This window comes from Pseudomonas sp. ACN5 (assembly GCF_002303975.1).
Taxonomy (GTDB): domain Bacteria; phylum Pseudomonadota; class Gammaproteobacteria; order Pseudomonadales; family Pseudomonadaceae; genus Aquipseudomonas; species Aquipseudomonas laurylsulfatiphila.
Genome location: NZ_MRCP01000009.1, coordinates 131,319 through 145,029 on the forward strand (window position 1 = coordinate 131,319; position 13,711 = coordinate 145,029).

14 protein-coding genes and 1 pseudogene are annotated in these 13,711 nt (G+C 57.1%); 13 read left to right on the plus strand and 2 right to left on the minus strand.

All coding sequences use genetic code 11. The annotated features are described in order from the left end of the window. The first annotated feature begins 2 nt into the window (after positions 1 to 2). The 11 genes and pseudogenes from BSF40_RS18060 (at position 3) to BSF40_RS18110 (ending at position 9,301) form a co-directional block, all read left to right on the plus strand. Positions 3 to 203 carry a 2-hydroxymuconate tautomerase family protein gene (locus BSF40_RS18060; RefSeq protein ID WP_007971593.1) on the plus strand — a complete coding sequence of 67 codons (201 nt, stop codon included), beginning with the start codon at positions 3 to 5 and terminating at the stop codon, positions 201 to 203. A 35-nt stretch (positions 204 to 238) separates the two neighbouring features. Next, the gene (locus BSF40_RS18065; protein WP_095966100.1) at positions 239 to 1,177 is read left to right on the plus strand and encodes an acetaldehyde dehydrogenase (acetylating); all 939 of its coding nucleotides are present in this window, start codon (positions 239 to 241) and stop codon (positions 1,175 to 1,177) included. Between the two features lie 10 nt (positions 1,178 to 1,187). Then, positions 1,188 to 2,207: a 4-hydroxy-2-oxovalerate aldolase gene (gene dmpG / locus BSF40_RS18070; protein ID WP_095966101.1), complete on the plus strand. Its 1,020-nt coding sequence runs from the start codon at positions 1,188 to 1,190 to the stop codon at positions 2,205 to 2,207. Positions 2,208 to 2,330: 123 nt separating this feature from the next. Next, positions 2,331 to 2,462: a LysR family transcriptional regulator gene (locus tag BSF40_RS33570; protein WP_371918099.1), complete on the plus strand. Its 132-nt coding sequence runs from the start codon at positions 2,331 to 2,333 to the stop codon at positions 2,460 to 2,462. Positions 2,463 to 2,724: 262 nt separating this feature from the next. Continuing rightward, a complete protein-coding gene (locus BSF40_RS18080; protein WP_095966102.1) occupies positions 2,725 to 4,368 on the plus strand; it encodes an acetolactate synthase large subunit in 1,644 nt (547 codons plus the stop codon). A 28-nt stretch (positions 4,369 to 4,396) separates the two neighbouring features. Next, on the plus strand, positions 4,397 to 5,839 hold the full coding sequence (gene gabD / locus BSF40_RS18085; RefSeq protein ID WP_095966103.1) for an NADP-dependent succinate-semialdehyde dehydrogenase: 1,443 nt from the start codon (positions 4,397 to 4,399) through the stop codon (positions 5,837 to 5,839). A 156-nt stretch (positions 5,840 to 5,995) separates the two neighbouring features. After that, positions 5,996 to 6,438 (plus strand): annotated as a pseudogene (locus tag BSF40_RS18090) (4-hydroxy-2-oxovalerate aldolase); the annotation flags it as partial. A 98-nt stretch (positions 6,439 to 6,536) separates the two neighbouring features. Next, positions 6,537 to 7,301: an SDR family NAD(P)-dependent oxidoreductase gene (locus BSF40_RS18095; protein ID WP_095966104.1), complete on the plus strand. Its 765-nt coding sequence runs from the start codon at positions 6,537 to 6,539 to the stop codon at positions 7,299 to 7,301. Positions 7,302 to 7,377: 76 nt separating this feature from the next. After that, positions 7,378 to 7,842, plus strand: coding sequence for an SRPBCC family protein (locus BSF40_RS18100; RefSeq protein WP_008049901.1), 465 nt, complete (start codon positions 7,378 to 7,380; stop codon positions 7,840 to 7,842). 54 nt (positions 7,843 to 7,896) lie between these two features. Continuing rightward, positions 7,897 to 8,289, plus strand: a complete 393-nt coding sequence (locus tag BSF40_RS18105) for a nuclear transport factor 2 family protein (protein ID WP_095966105.1) — start codon at positions 7,897 to 7,899, stop codon at positions 8,287 to 8,289. A gap of 103 nt (positions 8,290 to 8,392) precedes the next feature. Then, entirely contained in the window at positions 8,393 to 9,301 is a 909-nt protein-coding gene (locus tag BSF40_RS18110; RefSeq protein WP_095966106.1) for a LysR family transcriptional regulator, read from the plus strand. Between the two features lie 71 nt (positions 9,302 to 9,372). On the opposite strand, the gene BSF40_RS18115 is transcribed toward BSF40_RS18110, so the two are convergent. Continuing rightward, complete coding sequence (locus tag BSF40_RS18115; protein WP_095966107.1) at positions 9,373 to 10,311, minus strand: LysR family transcriptional regulator; 939 nt, start codon at positions 10,309 to 10,311, stop codon at positions 9,373 to 9,375. 180 nt (positions 10,312 to 10,491) lie between these two features. Between BSF40_RS18115 and BSF40_RS18120 the strand changes: the two genes are divergently transcribed. Then, positions 10,492 to 11,367 (plus strand): LysR family transcriptional regulator, encoded by an 876-nt coding sequence (locus BSF40_RS18120; RefSeq protein WP_095966108.1) that lies wholly within the window; start codon positions 10,492 to 10,494, stop codon positions 11,365 to 11,367. Here the strand turns inward: BSF40_RS18120 and BSF40_RS18125 are convergent. Further along, positions 11,330 to 12,691 carry an aromatic acid/H+ symport family MFS transporter gene (locus BSF40_RS18125; RefSeq protein WP_095966109.1) on the minus strand — a complete coding sequence of 454 codons (1,362 nt, stop codon included), beginning with the start codon at positions 12,689 to 12,691 and terminating at the stop codon, positions 11,330 to 11,332. The genes BSF40_RS18120 and BSF40_RS18125 overlap by 38 nt on opposite strands. Positions 12,692 to 12,794: 103 nt before the next feature. Here BSF40_RS18125 and BSF40_RS18130 point away from each other — a divergent pair, with 103 nt between their 5' ends. Then, entirely contained in the window at positions 12,795 to 13,691 is an 897-nt protein-coding gene (locus tag BSF40_RS18130) for a LysR family transcriptional regulator (protein WP_095966110.1), read from the plus strand. Positions 13,692 to 13,711 lie beyond the last annotated feature (20 nt).

Here is a 13,711-nt window from a genome sequence, read left to right on the forward strand (position 1 = left end):
CCATGCCCATCGCCATGATCCACCTCGCCGAAGGACGCAGTGAAGAGAAGAAGCATGCACTGTTGCTCAACGTCACCCAGGCCATCGCGCAAAGCCTCGATGTGCCCGTAGATAGCGTACGCGTGCTGCTTCAAGAGATTCCCGAAACCCAGTGGGCTGCGGGTGGCAAGACCCTTGCCGAACGCCGGCGTGGTAACGCCTGATCCCAGGCTGTGTGCAACGACAGGACACAATAACAATGAGCAATCCAATCAGCGTCGCAATCATCGGCTCGGGCAACATCGGCACTGACCTGATGATCAAGATTTTGCGTCACGGCAAGCACCTGAAAATGGCCGCTATGGTCGGCATCGACCCGACCTCTGATGGTTTGGCCCGCGCCCAACGCATGGGCGTGGCGGTGACCCATGAAGGTGTTGAAGGCCTGACCCGCATGGACGAATTCAAGGACATCGATTTCGTCTTCGATGCCACCTCGGCTGGCGCCCACGTGAAGAATGACGCCTTCCTGCGCTCAATCAAACCCGGCATCCGTCTGATCGACCTGACACCTGCAGCCATCGGCCCGTATTGCGTGCCGGTGGTCAATCTGGAGCAGAATCTCGGCCAACTCAACGTCAACATGGTCACCTGCGGTGGCCAGGCGACCATCCCCATGGTTGCAGCGGTATCACGCGTAGCCAAGGTGCACTACGCCGAAATCGTCGCCTCGATCGCCAGCAAGTCCGCGGGTCCCGGCACTCGTGCCAACATCGACGAATTCACCGAAACCACCTCCAAGGCTATCGAAGCGATCGGCGGCGCAGCCAAGGGCAAGGCAATCATCGTGATGAACCCGGCCGAACCGCCGCTGATGATGCGTGACACGGTGTTTGTGCTGTCCGAAGCCGCTGATCAGACACTGGTCGAGGCCTCCATCGAAGAGATGGCGGCCGCCGTACAGGCCTATGTGCCGGGCTATCGCCTCAAGCAAAAAGTCCAGTTCGACGTCATCCCTGAAGACGCACCACTGAACATACCGGGTCTTGGCAAGTTCTCCGGTCTTAAGACCTCAGTGTTCCTCGAAGTCGAAGGTGCCGCCCACTACCTGCCAGCCTATGCCGGCAACCTCGACATCATGACTTCCGCTGCCTTGGCCACCGCCGAGCGCATGGCGCAGTCGATGCTCAACGCCTGAGGAGACCGACATGACTTTTAATCCCGGCAAAAAACTCTACATCTCCGACGTCACCCTGCGCGACGGCAGCCACGCGATTCGTCACCAGTATTCGCTGCAGAACGTGCAGGACATCGCCCGCGCCTTGGACAAAGCCAAGGTCGATTCGATTGAAGTGGCGCACGGTGATGGCCTGCAAGGGTCGAGCTTCAACTACGGCTTCGCCGCCCACACCGACCTGGAATGGATCGAAGCCGCCGCCGACGTGATCAGCCACGCCAAGATCACTACCTTGTTGTTGCCCGGCATCGGCACCGTGCATGACCTGAAAGCAGCCTACAACGCCGGTGCCCGGGTGGTGCGCATCGCCACTCATTGCACCGAGGCCGATGTGTCGAAACAGCACATCGAATATGCCCGCGAGCTGGGCATGGACACCGTCGGTTTCCTGATGATGAGCCACATGATTCCGGCCGAGCAGTTGGCTGCCCAAGCCAAGTTGATGGAGAGCTACGGCGCGACCTGCGTGTACATGGCCGACTCCGGTGGGGCGATGAACATGCAGGACATCCGCGAGCGTTTCCGTGCGTTCAAGGCGGTGCTCAAGCCGGAAACCGAAACCGGCATGCACGCCCACCACAACTTAAGCCTGGGCGTGGCCAACTCCATCGTCGCGGTGGAAGAGGGCTGTGACCGCATTGACGCCAGCCTGGCTGGCATGGGGGCGGGGGCGGGCAACGCGCCATTGGAGGTGTTCATCGCTGCCGCCGAGCGACTTGGCTGGAATCATGGCACCGACCTCTACACCTTGATGGATGCCGCCGATGACATCATCCGTCCGCTGCAGGACCGTCCGGTGCGGGTAGATCGCGAGACGCTGGCGCTGGGTTATGCAGGCGTTTACTCCAGCTTCCTGCGTCATGCCGAAGCGGCGGCCCAGCGCTATGGGTTGCGTACCGTCGACATCCTGGTCGAATTGGGACGGCGAAAAATGGTCGGTGGGCAAGAGGACATGATCGTCGATGTGGCGCTGGACCTGACACGACGTTGAGTTATCCACGCGTCCGCATAACACTCAAGAACTCCAGCTTTACTGCACTTGCCGGTCGAAGCCCACGACGCTTTGCTGGCAAGTGCAGTGTTTTGGTTTCTGAATGTCAGTCAGGGCGCTGTGATGAAAGATCTAAATCTGCTCTATACCTTTGAAGCGTTGTGGCGAGACCACTCCGCTTCAATAGCGGCGCAGAATCTGGGTGTTACGCAGGCAGCCGTCAGCGGAGCGCCCAAGCGGTTACGAAACGACTAAGGTGACAGGTTGTTTACGCTGGTAGGTCGCCGAATGGAAACCACACTGTTTTGTGTCCACATCGCGCCGCGACTGTTGGACTCCCTTGCGATGGTCAGGGAGGCTGGAAGCCAAATGTCGGCGTTTGATCCGAAAAGTTGTGAAAAGAAATTTACCATCAGAATGCGCAACGTAGGCGAAGTCGTTAGGTTCCCCGCCATCGTAAGCGAATTGTCCAAAGTTGCACCTCAAGCACGGATAAATGATTTTAGAGGAGAGTGAAATGCTCAAGGCTTCAGACGTCGTAGTGCAGTGCCTCGAGAATGAGGGCGTAGAGTTCGTGTTCGGGATTCCTGGTGAAGAGAACCTGGATTTACTTGAATCACTCAGGCGCTCCAACATCCGGCTCGTTCTCACTCGACATGAGCAATCGGCTGGTTTCATGGCGGCAACCTATGGCCGGTTAACCGGCAAAACGGGAGTCAGCTTATCGACCCTTGGCCCTGGCGCTACGAACCTGGTCACTGCTGGCGCCTATGCCTACTTGGGTGGAATGCCAATGCTCATGATTACAGGGCAGAAGCCAATCAAAAAGTCCAAGCAGGGCCGTTTCCAGATTCTTGATGTTGTTGGGATGATGCAACCGCTGACCAAGTACACCCACCAGTTGGCGTCCGCTGACAACATTCCCTCGCGTGTGCGTGAAGCCTTCCGCCTTGCTGAGGAAGAGAAGCCCGGAGCGGTTCATCTTGAACTTCCCGAGGACATCGCCGCGGAGCAGACCGAAAGCCGGCCAATTCCTCCGAGCCTGCATCGTCGCCCGCTGGCCGAACACAAGGCCATCGAGGCCGCAGTCGAGAAATTGCAGACAGCCCGTAGCCCGATCCTGGTGATTGGTGCCGGCGCCAATCGCAAGATGACTGCCAAGGTACTCAAGCAACTGATCGACAAGACCGGCATCCCTTTTGTCACCACTCAGATGGGCAAAGGTGTGGTAGATGAGCGTCATCCACGCTTCCTTGGCAATGCCGCACTGTCTTCCGGCGACTTCGTGCACCGTGCTGTCGAGGCGGCTGATCTGATCGTAAACATTGGCCACGACGTGATTGAGAAACCACCATTTTTCATGGTCCGCGGCGGCACCGAAGTCATCCACATCAACTTCCGCTCCGCCGAAGTCGATCCGGTGTACTTCCCACAAGTCGAAGTGATCGGCGATATCGCCAATGCTGTTTGGCAGATCGGCGAAGCCTTGAATGACACTTCACACTGGGACTTCACCCGCCTTATGACGATCCGTGAATCCAACGAGGCCCAAGTGATTGAGGGCGCGGACGACAACCGTTTCCCGATCTACCCGCAGCGCTTTGTCGCCGACGTACGTCGTGCCTTGCCCTCCGAAGGCATCGTGGCTCTGGATAACGGCATCTACAAAATCTGGTTCGCGCGCAACTACAAGGCACATAAACCCAACACCGTACTGTTAGACAATGCCTTGGCAACGATGGGTGCGGGCCTGCCTTCGGCGATGGCTTCACATTTGGTCTATCCGGATCGTCCTGTGGTAGCTGTGTGCGGTGACGGCGGCTTCATGATGAACAGCCAGGAGCTGGAAACCGCCGTACGTTTGAAGATGAACCTGACGGTCATCATCCTACGCGATGATGGCTACGGCATGATCCGTTGGAAGCAGTCCAACATGGGGTTCATTGATTTTGGTCTGGACTACGGCAACCCGGATTTCGTCATGTATGCGCAAAGCTATGGCGCCAAGGGCCACCGGGTGGAAAGCGCCGAAGGCTTCTTGCCGCTACTGCAGCGCTGCATCAGTGAGCCGGGTGTGCACGTTATCGATTGCCCGGTGGATTATTCCGAGAACGATTTCATTCTGAACCATGAGCTTAAAAGACGTAGCGCTTTGGTTTAAGCCAACCCCATTCAGAAAAGGAAACGTCATGCAGCTGAAAGACACTCAGTTGTTCCGCCAGCAAGCCTTCATCGATGGCGCTTGGGTAGATGCGGACAATGGTCAGACGATCAAGGTCAACAACCCGGCAACGGGCGAAATTCTGGGCACCGTACCGAAAATGGGCGCTGCCGAAACCCGCCGTGCGATCGAAGCCGCTGACAAAGCGCTGCCGGCCTGGCGTGCACTGACCGCCAAAGAACGTGCGACCAAACTGCGTCGTTGGTTCGAACTGATGATCGAGAACCAGGACGACCTGGCTCGCCTGATGACCCTGGAGCAAGGCAAGCCATTGGCCGAAGCCAAGGGCGAGATCGTTTACGCCGCTTCCTTCATCGAGTGGTTCGCCGAAGAGGCCAAGCGCATCTACGGTGACGTGATTCCGGGCCACCAGCCAGACAAGCGCCTGATCGTGATCAAGCAGCCGATCGGCGTGACCGCTGCAATTACCCCGTGGAACTTCCCGGCCGCGATGATCACCCGTAAAGCCGGCCCGGCCCTGGCCGCCGGTTGTACCATGGTGCTCAAGCCTGCTTCGCAAACTCCGTTCTCCGCTTTTGCCCTGGCCGAACTGGCCCAGCGTGCCGGCATCCCGGCTGGCGTGTTCAGCGTTGTTTCCGGCAGCGCTGGCGACATCGGCAGCGAACTGACCAGCAACCCGATCGTGCGCAAGCTGTCCTTCACCGGTTCGACCGAAATCGGTCGTCAACTGATGTCCGAATGCGCCAAGGACATCAAGAAAGTGTCCCTGGAACTGGGCGGCAACGCGCCGTTCATCGTGTTTGACGACGCGGACCTGGATAAGGCCGTCGAAGGCGCGATCATTTCCAAGTACCGCAACAATGGTCAGACCTGCGTCTGCGCCAACCGCCTGTACATTCAGGATTCGGTCTACGATGCGTTCGCCGAGAAGCTGAAAGTGGCTGTGGCCAAGCTCAAGATCGGTAACGGTCTGGAAGCAGGCACCACCACTGGCCCGCTGATCGACGAAAAAGCCGTGGCCAAGGTGCAAGAGCACATTGCTGACGCCGTTTCCAAAGGCGCCACCGTGCTGTCCGGCGGCAAGCCGATGGAAGGTAACTTCTTCGAGCCGACCATCCTGACCAACGTGCCGAACAACGCTGCCGTGGCCAAGGAAGAAACCTTCGGTCCATTGGCGCCGCTGTTCCGCTTCAAAGACGAAGCCGACGTGATCGCGATGTCCAACGACACCGAGTTCGGTCTGGCCTCGTACTTCTATGCTCGTGACCTGAGCCGTGTGTTCCGCGTGGCTGAAGCCCTGGAATACGGCATGGTCGGCGTCAACACGGGGTTGATCTCCAACGAAGTCGCGCCGTTCGGCGGCATCAAGGCCTCGGGCCTGGGCCGTGAAGGCTCCAAGTACGGCATCGAAGATTACCTGGAAATCAAATACCTCTGCCTGGGCATCTAACCCGGAAGAGCATTGCTTCAAGCGCAAAGGGCACGAGAGCGCTGTCCCTTTGCGCCGCTTCAAACCGGAATTTCTCTGTGGTCGGGAACGCTGTGGCAGTCGATCATCGCATGCTGCCTTAGCTACCTCCCCACCGCTTAATCCTTGAACCACGCCCCCCATGCGAAGACGGGTATCCATGCCCACCACAACCTGAGCTTGGGCGTTGCCAACTCCATCGTCGCGGTGGTCAGGGTTGTGATCGCGTTGACGCCAGTCTGGCTGGGATGGGGGCCGGTGCAGGCAACACACCATTGGAGGTGTTCATCACCTCAGCCGAGCGCCTGGGCTGGAACCATGGCACCGGTCTGTAAACTCTGATGGATGCCGCCGATGACATCATCCGTCCCCTGCAGGACCGTCCAGTGCGCGTTGATCGCGAAAAGCTGGCACTGGGTTATGCCGGCGTTTACTCAAGCTTCCTTCGCCATGCCGAAGCGGCTGCCCAGCGCTACGGGTTGCGTACCGTCGACATCCTGGTCGAATTGGGTCGGCGAAAAATGGTCGGTGGGCAGGAGGACATGAGCGTCGATGTGGCGCTGGATTTGACCCGCCGCTGATTGGTGCAACAGCGCAACAGTCTTTGGTGGTTTTACGGGATTCTCGATCGTTGTCCCGGTAAATACAGTAAGTGGCATTACAAAACGAGAGTGTGGATATGAGCAACCTTGACGACCGGAACATCATTATCACTGGCGCCTCGGGCGGAATTGGCCGTGCTTCGGCACTGGCTTTTGCCAAAGCGGGCGCGAGGGTTGTGCTGCTTGATCGCGATACCGCAGGCATCGAAGAAACCGCCAGTGCTGTCACGGCTGCCGGCGGCAAGGTTTATTCAATCCCCTGCGACGTTACCGACGAAGATGCTGTGGCCACAGCAGTCGATGATGTCGTCACTCGATTTGGCCGTCTGCATGGCGCGTTCAACAATGTAGGGGTCGAGCAAAGCAACTTGCCTCTGCATGAAATTTCGTCTGCAGCGTGGGATCGCATTATCCGCATCGACCTGACCGGTGTTTTCTACTGCATGAAGCATCAGATCCGGGCCATGTTGAACAGTGGCGGTGGCGCCATCGTGAACACCGCTTCGTCCCTGGGCTCGGTAGCGATTGCCGCTGCCTCGGACTATATCGCTGCCAAGCATGGGGTGGTCGGTTTGACCAAGGCTGCGGCCGTCGACTATGGCACCCTCAACATCCGGGTCAACGCAATCATGCCAGGGATCATCGAAACGCCAATGATCGTGCGTGCGAGCGAAGAGCCCAATTTTGTCAAACAGTTCGCTGTATTGCGCGAACGACACCCTATCGGTCGTTTCGGAAAACCGGAAGAAATCGCCAAGGCTGCGCTATGGCTGCTGTCCGATGACGCCAGTTTTGTGACCGGTACGGCAATGGCCGTAGACGGTGGTTATCTCACCGTTTGAGCCCCCCCTGACAGACTGTCCCTGACACTCGACAGGGAGTCGGTCACTTTTGAACCTGAAACCCCGGAGTACCCCCATGATCAATGTAAGTCGTCGCTTGAAAGTCAATGCCCCTGAGGAGTCGGGCGGTGTGAACCTGAACCGCAGCCAGGTATGGGAAGGGTTGGTGAGCAAGGCTCGCAATGCGGTGCCGTTCGTTGATGCCATTACCGAATGTAATGTCGTTGAGGACCAGGGCAATACCTTTATCCGCGAAGTGGTGCTTTACGGTGAGCGCCTTCAGGAAATGGTCCTTCTTACTGAAGAGCAGCAAGTCGAGTTCGTGCGCCTCTCCGGTAATGCCCGTGGTCTGATCAAGAACGTCATCGAGGAAGAGGATGGCGAATTGTTCCTGCGCTTCTCCTTCGATTTCTCCCTGCCGGGCGTACCAGCGGGCAGCGAGAAGGAAGTCGAGTTCTCAACCGGCATGCAGACGTCCTACCTGAGCGCCGTACGATCCACCCTGCAAGCCATCCGTAACAAGGTCAGCAAAGCGGCATAAGATTCACCGCAGCGACCAGAAATGAAAAAACAAAAACAAGAAATGAGGCGTGCAATGAACCATGAATTGACAGGTATGTTTGAAAGTGTCGATCGGATGTCGGTCGAAGGTTTTTTGAGTTATCTGACCGATGACGTCGTGTTTCGGTTTGGCAATTCCCCGGAAGTAGTGGGGAAAGAGGGTGTCAGGACGGCGATTGAGTCATTTTTTACCCAAATAGCCTCGATGGAACACATTCTTCAAGGCCTGTGGAGCGAAGGCAACACGACAATCATGCGTTTTGATACCTATTACACCCAGCATGACGGCACGATTATCAATGTTCCTTGTTGTGTCGTTGTTCACTTCAATGCTTCCCGATTGATCAACGATTATCGAATACACATTGATATTTCACCCCTGTACAGCAGCGCATCTGCTGGTAATGTTATCCAAGCGTCTGCATAACCACTCATGAGTGCCAGTTGAGCTGCACTTGCCAGTCGAAGCCCACGCCGCTTTGCTGGCGAGTGCAGTGTTTTGGTTTGCGAATTTCAGTCAAGGCATTTCGATGAAGGATTTGAATCTGCTCTATACCTTTGAGGCGTTGTGGCGAGACCACTCAGCCTCCATTGCGGCGCAGAATCTGGGTGTTACGCAGGCTGCCGTCAGCGGTTCGCTCAAGCGGTTGCGAAACGATTATGGAGACAGGTTGTTTACGCTGGTCGGTCGCCGAATGGAGCCGACGCCGTTTTGTGTCCATATCGCGCCGCGACTGTTGGCCTCCCTTGCGATGGTCAGGGAGGCAGGAAGCCAAATGCCGATGTTCGATCCGAAAAATTGTGAAAAATCATTTGTCTTTAGAATGCGCGACATTGGCGAGGTCGTTTGTTTGCCGCCCATCTTGAGCGAATTGTCCAGGGTTGCACCTCAAGCTCGAATACACACCGTCGTGGGTGGGATGGATGAGACGCTCAATGGCCTGTCCACTGGCAGAATCGACCTGGCGCTCGGCTTTTTGCCGACCCTTCAGACTGACATTCACCGTACGCCTGTTATTTCTCAGTATTACGTCTGCGCCATGCGCAAAGACCACCCCTTGGCACATCGCGGCTTGAGCCTCGAAGCCTTTGTCGCCAGTGAGCATTTGTTGGTGGAGTCAGGTGGGGGCGGTCACCAGGCATTGGAGCGTGCTTTGGTCGATGCGGGCGGCAGAGACTGCATTAAAATGCGCACCCCTCAGTTCTTGTCCGCTCCGCACTTGCTGTTGGATACCGACATGATATGGACGCTGCCCATTTCCCTGGGTAAAACCTTGGCGCGCTTTTATCCTCTGGTCATACACCCTCTGCCCCTGCAAATACCCTCGTTCGAGATTGATCTGTACTGGCACGACCGATTTCACCGAGACCCTCAGAACAAGTGGTTGAGAGAAATGGTTGGCCAGGTACTGCGCAGCCAGCAATCAGCCTGGCAATAGTCGCTTTCAAAGGGAACCGCGGCCATTAAGGCGTTATGTTCCCCGAACTCAAAACATCAACCGGCGCGGTATCAAGCGACACAATCAACGGTGATGCTTCGTTCCTGGATGCTCTGGGGTAAATGGAGGCTCAGGTAGTCGATCAGGCTGCGAACGGAGGGCAACATACCCTTCGGTTTGGGGTAGAGCAGATGGATGATATGCGTTGCACCGCTCCAGGAGGGGATAACGACTTCCAGGGCCTTCGCGCGAACAGAGGCTGCAGCTATGGGTTCCGGCAACAACGCGACGCCCAATCCATTGACGGCGGCCTCCAGTTGCATGCGTAGATCATCGAAGATCAGACGTGGCTGATGGCTGACCAGCAGCTCCTCACCTGACGAACTGCTGAGGAACCATCGGCCGACGCCGTCATGGATGTCACCAGGACGAGAAAGCGTCTCGATGTCCGACAGGGCCTGGATCGTGGCAGGTCGCCCGACACGATCGAGAAAGCGCGGGCTTGCGACCAGAATCTGCCTGGTTGCCCCTAATTTCTTTGCGACCAACCCGGCCGTTTCTTCAATCCGGGCACGCGATCGCAAGGCCACGTCAAAACGCTCTTCAAAGAGGTCGACCTCTCGATCTACAGCATTCAACTCAAGCCGCACCTTCGGATACTTTTCCATGTACCCAGGCAGCAGGGGAGCTAAATAACTCTGCGCCATCACCTGAGGACAGCTCAACCGTACCAACCCGACGGGTTCCCGTCGAAGATGCTCCACGCTTTCATAGGCGGTATGCGCACCCTCGACGACGGGTTGGCTGAGCGTAAAGAAATGATGGCCGGCTTCGGTCAGCGAAACCTGGCGCGTTGTGCGATGTAACAGCCTGGCCCCCATTCGTAATTCAAGATCCGCGATATGACGACTGAGCAACGTTTTTTCAATGCCCGTTGCCCGTGCCGCTGCCGAGAAACCTCCATGTTTGACCACCAGTACGAAGTAATAAAGGTCATTAAGGTCTTTCATGCAGTGACGCTCTCCTGCGGGGCACTGTTGAACAATCGTCAACGGAACCTGGCGCTTTACTGATTGGGTTCGAGGCGTGTGGAATGGCTTCGAAGGCTGACGTGGCTATCATTGATCAAAGTGGATGCGGGATAAACTAGCTACAATTGAAATGACTGATCCACTGATGGAGCAATCAACATGGAACTTCTGAACGACATGGCGTTGTTCGTCGAGGTCGTCAAAGCCCACAGTTTTCGCAAAGCCGCAGAAGCGATGGCGATGCCCAATTCGACCTTGTCGCGACGCATCAGCGGGCTTGAAAAGGCCATTGGCTTGAGACTGTTAAATCGCACCACGCGCAAGATCGAATTGACCGAGGCGGGGCAGTTGTACTTTGACCGGTGCAAGCGAATCGTTGACGAGGCGCGGCTGGCGCACGAGCAGCTGGGTGAAATGCTCGCGCATCCAAGCGGCCTTTTGCGCGCGTCACTGCCGGTGGATTTCGCCAACATTTACCTGGCACCGCTCATCGCCGAGTTCGCCCGACGGTACCCTGGTATCAGCTTTGAATTCGACCTCACGCCACGCCAGGTTGACCTGGTCAGCGAACCCGTCGATGTGGTTATTCGCATGGGCGAACCGGCAGATTCGAATCTGATTGCACGCAAGCTGGCGAGCCTCTCTCGTCGTTTGTACGCCTCGCCTCGTTATCTGGAACTCAATGGAGAACCCTGCGATCCGTCCGAGCTGGTAAACCACGAATGCTTGCGCCTGCGAAAGGCTGGCAAGTGGCAGCTTTCCCATTCAGGCGAAGTGGTTGAGGTCGAGGTGGGAGGACGTTTTCAACTGAATAGCGTCGGGATGCTTCGGCGATTGGCGACACTGGATCTGGGGATAGCGCTGCTACCTGAAGGCATTGCAGCGGACGATCTGCGCACTGGCTTGCTACAACCGGTACTGCCCCAATGGCAGGCCAATCCGATCCCGGTGTATGCCCTCACTGAAACCCGTCTTTTGCCTGCAAAAACTCAACGTTTCATTGAGTTTCTGCGTGAGCACCTTGAGCACGCTTGACTGTCGGGTTCCGTCGAGTGCTGAGCCAATAAAGACCACCAATGGCTGTCGCGCCGATCAGCACAGGAAGCGCCAACCAATGGAAGAAGACCTGTGATGTGCCCGCGGTGGAAATAAACCAGGCGCCCAGCGTCGAGCCGACAATTGAACCGCAACGGCCGACGGCCATTGCCCAACTCACCCCGGTCACCCGGGCGGCGGTGGGGTACAAGGTGGCTGACACCAGGTTGAGTCCGTTTTGCGCACCGGCTACACCGAAGCCGATGAGAAATACCATGGCAGCCAATTGATAGGGATCACCCATCAGATAGCCCGTGACGGCAATGACCACAGCCGTTACCGAGTACGAGAACGTCATTACAGGGTACGGGCCGACGCGATCCATCAGCAGGGCCATGAGAATGGCGCCGACGGTACCGCCCAGCGGCACCATGGCGCCAATACGCGAAGCGTAAGCGATATCGTAGCCGGCGTCTTTGAGCAGGGTAGGCAGCCAGCTGGTCAGCAGATAAAACACAAAGAGCGAGCAGAAGAAGGTCACCCACAGCAGCAATGTTCGGACCAATCGGCCGTCGATGAACAGGTGCGAGATCGGCGACCTGACCTGGGCCGGGCGCTCGTCATCGAGGATCGTTACACCGCTCCAGCTCTTTCGGGTGATGCGTTCGACCACCCGACGCAAGACGTCGGCGTGCTTGCCCGAAGACGCCATAAACCGAACCGACTCAGGCATTAGCCAAGCCAACAGTGGCAGTAGCGCCAGCGGCATGACGCCACCGAGCACCAGCACAGAGCGCCAGCCGAATGCAGGAATCATGTGTGCGGCGAGCATGCCGCCCAAGGCAAGGCCCGCCGTGAAGCCACTCCAGCTCAAGGTCACCATGATCATGCGTCGGCGGGCGGGGGAGTATTCGGCGCTCAAGGCAATGCACGCCGGCATCGCACCACCCAGGCCGATGCCGGTGATGAAACGCAAAACCGTAAGTGACTCGATCGAATGGGTAAAGGCGCTGGCCAGGGTGGCGAGACCAAACACCAGCACTGAAATCAGTAAAACGCGTTTACGCCCGAGGGCATCGGCGACCGGTCCCAGTATCAGGCTGCCGACCATCAGGCCGAATAATCCAGTCCCGAAAACTGGTGACAACTGGGCAGGCAACAGACCCCATTCTTCGCGCAGTGACGGGGCGATATAACCAATGGCTGCGGTATCGAAACCATCTACCAGGACGATGAGGAAGCACAAGGCAAGGATGACGATCTGGTACGGCGAGATCTTCGCGTTATCAATGATCTCGCCAATTCGGGCGTTGTCAGGATTCATGCGGCTACCTTTTATTTTTTTTATCTGGACGGGATCGTCGCGAAGCGCATTAAATAAAGGAAGCCAATTCTAATTATTCAAACTATCTGGTTTTGTTATACCTATGCGCACCGACCTCAACTTGCTCCGCGTCCTGCTGGCCGTTTATGAAGCCGGCAATGTCACAGCTGCGGCGAAGCGGCTAGGCATGAGCCAACCTGCAACCAGTGCTGCACTGGCCCGCCTGCGTCACTCACTGGGCGACCCGCTGTTCATTCGCTCGGGCAACCTGATGGAGGCGACGCCACGTGCGCAAGGCATCATTGAACGCACCCGCGAGGTGATCGAAATCATCGACCGGGACATCCTCAGCGGCCCGACTTTCGACCCTGCCACCAGCGAGCAGGAGTTCGTCTTTTGCCTGAGCGAAGTGGGTGAAGTGGTCTTTCTACCCGCGCTATTCCAAAGCCTGCGCAGCGCGGCACCGAATACCCGCATTCGAACTGTCAGTCTGGCACCTGATGAGCTTGTGGAGAACCTGCATGAAGGCCGGGTCGATGCGGTGCTTGGCTATTTTCCCGACCTCACAACCCCCAACATCTATCAGCAGCGGCTGTTCTCTCATGACCTGGTCTGTCTGATCCGCCTCGATCACCCGCTGGCGGGGGAGCAACTGTCCCTGGAGGACTTCATCAGGCTGGAGCATCTGCAGGTACGTGATGGCAGCCGACGCCAGGAAATGTTCGAAGCTCACCTGACCAAAGCAGGTATCCACCGCAACATCGTGCTGCAGACTTCTCACTACATGAGTGTGCCATCGATCATCGAACGCTCCGATTTGATCGTGGTGTTGCCACGCACCGTCGCCAACATGTACACGCATAATCTGAACGTGCGAATGGTCGAGCCTCCCGTGGACATTCCACGCTACGACCTCAAGCAGTACTGGCATGCACGTTTCCACGAAGCGCCGAGAAGTGTCTGGCTGCGGCGCTTGATCATGTCGGTATTCAATGGGTGACAATCAGGTCAATCTGGAAC